The following is a 4,690-nucleotide window of genomic DNA, read 5'->3' on the forward strand; positions in this document are numbered from 1 at the left end:
CTTGCTCCCGTTCGACAGCGCAGCTGGAGCCGGCTTTTTTGTGGGGGCGCTTCGCACCCCAGCGGGAGCAAGCTCCCTCGCCACAGCAAGCACCCTCGCCACAGCAAGCTCCTTCGCGGGAGCAAGCTCCCTCGCGACAGCAAGCACTCTCGCCAGCGACTCCCTCCCACAATGAAACCTCATCCAGCCGTTAACGATCTGCGGGCCTAAATCCCTTCGGCTCTGATGCGTCTTCAGAACATGAAGTCCGTGCGCAGTCCCCACCCCCACGGATGACCACCATCACCCGCGTATTGAGGGATCGAGAGATGTCAGTCGCCACCAGCCCCATCGACGCCGCGCCTGTGCACGCCAGCGAAACGCTCTACCAGTTCGACGAAACCCCGTTGCTGGCCCGTCAGCGCCAGCAGGAGTCCAACGCCCGCAGCTACCCTCGGCGCATCCCCCTGGCGCTCAAGCGTGCCAAGGGCATCTACGTGGAAGACGTGGAAGGCCGCAGCTTCATTGACTGCCTGGCCGGCGCCGGCACCCTGGCGCTCGGCCATAACCACCCGGTGGTGATCCAGGCCATCCAACAGGTATTGAGCGACGAGTTGCCGTTGCACACCCTGGACCTGACCACGCCGGTCAAGGATCAGTTCGTGCAGGACCTGTTCGGCCTGTTGCCGCCGGAACTGGCGCGGGAGGCGAAAATCCAGTTCTGCGGCCCTACCGGCACCGATGCGGTGGAAGCGGCCTTGAAACTGGTACGCACCGCTACCGGGCGCAGTACGGTGTTGTCGTTCCAGGGCGGTTATCACGGCATGAGCCAGGGCGCATTGAGCCTGATGGGCAGCCTCGGGCCGAAGAAGCCGCTGGGCGCATTGCTCGGCAATGGCGTGCAATTTCTGCCGTTCCCTTACGACTACCGCTGCCCGTTCGGCCTGGGTGGCGCGCAGGGGGTGCGGGTCAATCTGCATTACCTGGAAAACTTGCTCAATGATCCCGAGGCTGGCGTGTTGCCACCGGCGGCGGTGATTGTCGAAGTGGTGCAGGGCGAGGGCGGCGTGGTGCCGGCGGATCTCGACTGGCTGCGCGGCTTGCGGCGTATCACTGAACAGGCGGGCGTCGCGCTGATTGTCGATGAAATCCAGAGCGGCTTTGGTCGCACCGGCAAAATGTTTGCCTTCGAGCACGCGGGGATCATTCCGGACGTGGTGGTTATGTCCAAAGCCATTGGCGGCAGCTTGCCGCTGGCGGTGGTGGTGTACCGCGACTGGCTCGACACCTGGCTGCCGGGTGCCCATGCCGGGACTTTCCGTGGCAATCAGATGGCGATGGCGGCAGGTTCGGCGGTGATGCGCTACCTCAAGGAGCATGACCTGGCCGAGCATGCGGCGGCGATGGGCGAGCGGCTGAGCGAGCACCTGCACATCCTGCAGCGCGATTTCCCGCACCTGGGGGATATTCGCGGGCGCGGGCTGATGCTCGGCGTGGAACTGGTAGACCCCAATGGCGCGCGCGACATTCAGGGCCATCCGCCGGTGCATCGCCAGCTCGCGCCGCAGGTACAACGTGAATGCCTCAAGCGCGGCCTGATCCTCGAGCTGGGCGGGCGGCATGGCAGCGTGGTGCGCTTCCTGCCGCCGCTGGTGATCACCGCCGCCGAGATCGACCGGGTCGCCGAGATTTTTGGGCGCGCCTTGGCGGCGGCGGTCGCCAGCGTCTAATTTTCCTGGCCTTTGGTACGTTTCTACAGATATCAGTGCTGCGCATGGTGCGCAGCCGGCCTTTGAACGATGGAGAACAGCAATGACCTCAGTATTTGACCGCGACGACATCCTGTTTCAGGTAGTGGTCAACCACGAAGAGCAATATTCGATCTGGCCCGACTACAAGGCGGTGCCGGAGGGCTGGCGGACCGTGGGCAAGAGTGGCATGAAGAAAGAGTGCCTGGCCTATATCGAAGAAACCTGGACCGATATGCGTCCGTTGAGCCTGCGTCAGAAGATGGATGGCGCTGCACTCGCCTGAGCACTGCCGAGCAAATGTGGGAGGGGCAAGCCACCTCCCATATTTACTGGACGCTCTTCTCTTTCTCCAGCCCGCCCGACGCCCCCGTCACCACCTGCACGCTCAAACGCGGTGTCGCCAGGTCAAGCCCGGCTTCATCCAGATGCCGCTTGAGTGACAGGTTGAACGCCCGCGACACTTCCCACTGCTTGATCGGCGCCGTCTTGAACCGCGCGCGCAGGATTGCACTGCCTGATTCAAAACTTTCCACGCCCTGAATCTCCAGCGGCGACCAGATATTGCGGCGTTGCAGCGGGTCATTGCGCATGCTCTGGCCGACATCGCGCATCAGCTTGATCGCGTCGTCGATCTCCATGTTGTAGGGGATCGCCACGCGGAAGATCGCGTAGCCGAACTCACGGGAGTAGTTCTTGATGCTCTTGATTTCGCTGAAGGGAATGGTGTGCACGATGCCGTCGATATCGCGCAGGCGCACGGTGCGGATGGTCAGCCCTTCGACGGTGCCGAGGTGGCCGCCGACGTCCACATAGTCATCGATGGCCAGGGAGTCTTCGATAATGATGAACAGGCCGGTGATCAGGTCGGCCACCAGCGACTGCGCACCAAAACCGATGGCGATACCGATGACGCCCGCACCGGCCAGCAGCGGCGTGACGTTCATGCCCATGTTCGCCAGGGCGACAATGGCGGCAATGATAAAGATGGTCACGAACAGCACGTTGCGGATCAGCGGCATCATGGTCTGCGCACGCGCATTGGCCAGGCCTTTGCGCGAGCGGGTCAGGGCGTGATGGATCGCGGTGTCGCTGAGAATCCAGATCAGCCAGGCGAACAGCAGCGTACCGCCCAGGCCGAATAGCTTGACGCTGACTTCATGGCCGTCACCCTCGGTAAAGCGAATCATCGACAGGCCCCACACCCGCAGCCCCAGCTCGATAAACACCAGCCACACCAGCAGGTGCACCAGGGTGTAGACGAAGTTTTTCAGGCGGTCGGAGTACAGCGCATGGCGCTTGTGCCCGCGTTGCGGTTTGAGGGCGTGGCGCCGCACCAACCCGTTGATCACCATGCACAACACCAGCAGCACCGTGCACAGCAGCGACTGGCGCAGCGCGGTGCTGGTGTCACCGGCGGACAGAAAGGTGGCGAACAGTGAAATGCCCACCAGCAACAGCGCCGGCAAGTACCAGAAGGTGCCGATGATCGAGAGGGTGTCGGTGAGGGCGCGGCGCGTCAGGCGGCGCGACAGCGGCTGGTTACGGATCAGGTGGGCAATCGGCCGACGGAACCGCAGGATAAATACGCCTGTGGACAGCGCCGCCATCACATTGGCCACGGTCGCGGCAGTGTGGGCCAGGTGCTGGCCGAGCGCCGCGACCAGCCGCGGGTCGCTCAAGGCTTCACCAAAGGCGGCAAAACTGCCGATCCACCACAGCGGGCGGAAGGCCTGATGGCGCAGGATATACAGGGCGCGGTGGCGGTGCGGGCCGTCCAGCACGGAAAACGCAATCACGCAGATCGCCGAGAAACAGGTGCCGACGACCAGGGCGTAAGCCAGCACCATCGCCAGGGACTTGCCCAGGGACGAAGGCAGGGCGTAGCTCAGGTAAACCGTGATCACCAGGGCAATCAACCACGGGCCCAGCTTGCGCAGGGCGAAGCGCAGCATGTCCCAGGTGCGCGGGTGTTGCGGCAGTTCCTCAGGCAGGCCGAAGCGTTCGCGCAGGCGGTGGCTGAGCCAAATGAGCGCGGCGGCCAACAGGCTCCACACCGCCAGGATCACCGCGAAGCCAAAGATGATCGGCAACCACTCGTTGGCCGGCAGTATCAGCGCGCTGAGTTCATCCCTGGCAAGGTCGACTTCATTGGACCAGCGGCCCAGCGGGCTGTCGGCGCCGGAAAACTGCTGTTCAAAACCCGACAGTGTGCTGCCGATCAGGCCGAGCACACCGAGTTCGGCGGCCGGTTGGGCTTTTTGCGTGGCCGCGCGAAGTTTCTTCAAGTCGCTCAGCAGCTGGGTGCGCTGCTGGTCGTTCTCCAGCGTCTTGATCACTTCGTCCAGCGACTGCCCCAAGGGCACCTCGGCCTGGGGTTGGGCCTTGCCGGAACCACCCAGCAGTCCGGGCAGGCCCACGGCGTGGGCGGACGTCAGCGGCAGCAGGGTGAGCAGGGCGATGAGCAGGTAGCAGGGCAGGGCAAACAGACGGGAAAGCACGAGGCGGTCAACCTTGAAAACGACGAATTGACCGAGTGTACGAGGCCGCTATGCCAGATGCGAGTGTCATTGCGCCAATTTGGCGAGGATCTTGTACACCACGGTGCCCAGGATCAGCAGCATGCCCACCCACATGCCGAATACGCCGAGGGGTTTGTCGCGAAAGTTGAAGCCGACGCCGAGCAGGATCATGCCGATCATGATGGGCACAAGCATGGCGTGGAATGAGGACATGGAGATCATCAGGCGACGGCCTTGTCGGTGTGGGCGTTTTGACAAGTCTAGGCCGGATTACAGGACCTGGGGTTGATGCAGGTCAGACAGCGCTGGGTGGCTGTGAAACCGCAGTCACGGGCAAGCCAGGCTAAAACGCGCAGCGAATACCCTGTGGCGAGGGAGCTTGCGCCCGCTGGACTGCGTAGCTGTCCCATTTTCTGGGGCCGCTTCGCAGCCCGGCGCGAG

At 63.4% G+C, this 4,690-nt stretch carries 4 protein-coding genes; 2 read left to right on the plus strand and 2 right to left on the minus strand.

Annotated elements, in window-relative coordinates:
* Positions 1–308 precede the first annotated feature (308 nt).
* Together Q1V60_RS00220 and Q1V60_RS00225 are read left to right on the plus strand one after the other, a co-directional pair.
* Positions 309–1,709 carry an aspartate aminotransferase family protein gene (locus Q1V60_RS00220; protein ID WP_300626651.1) on the plus strand — a complete coding sequence of 467 codons (1,401 nt, stop codon included), beginning with the start codon at positions 309–311 and terminating at the stop codon, positions 1,707–1,709.
* 82 nt (positions 1,710–1,791) lie between these two features.
* On the plus strand, positions 1,792–2,013 hold the full coding sequence (locus tag Q1V60_RS00225; protein WP_236418320.1) for an MbtH family protein: 222 nt from the start codon (positions 1,792–1,794) through the stop codon (positions 2,011–2,013).
* Positions 2,014–2,056: 43 nt separating this feature from the next.
* Here the strand turns inward: Q1V60_RS00225 and Q1V60_RS00230 are convergent, their stop codons facing one another.
* Together Q1V60_RS00230 and Q1V60_RS00235 are read right to left on the minus strand one after the other, a co-directional pair.
* Positions 2,057–4,228, minus strand: coding sequence for a mechanosensitive ion channel family protein (locus tag Q1V60_RS00230; RefSeq protein ID WP_300626652.1), 2,172 nt, complete (start codon positions 4,226–4,228; stop codon positions 2,057–2,059).
* Positions 4,229–4,294: 66 nt separating this feature from the next.
* Positions 4,295–4,462 (minus strand): hypothetical protein, encoded by a 168-nt coding sequence (locus Q1V60_RS00235; RefSeq protein WP_300626653.1) that lies wholly within the window; start codon positions 4,460–4,462, stop codon positions 4,295–4,297.
* Positions 4,463–4,690 lie beyond the last annotated feature (228 nt).

Origin of the sequence: Pseudomonas sp., assembly GCF_030147005.1 — a bacterium.
Classification (GTDB): Bacteria; Pseudomonadota; Gammaproteobacteria; order Pseudomonadales; family Pseudomonadaceae; genus Aquipseudomonas.

What these genes read in the sequence shown, in the direction of transcription:
- Q1V60_RS00220 (WP_300626651.1), top strand. Translation starts at nt 309, where the DNA reads ATGTCAGTCGCCACCAGCCCCATCGACGCCGCGCCTGTGCACGCCAGC.
- Q1V60_RS00235 (WP_300626653.1), bottom strand. Translation starts at nt 4,462, where the DNA reads ATGTCCTCATTCCACGCCATGCTTGTGCCCATCATGATCGGCATGATC.
- Q1V60_RS00225 (WP_236418320.1), top strand. Translation starts at nt 1,792, where the DNA reads ATGACCTCAGTATTTGACCGCGACGACATCCTGTTTCAGGTAGTGGTC.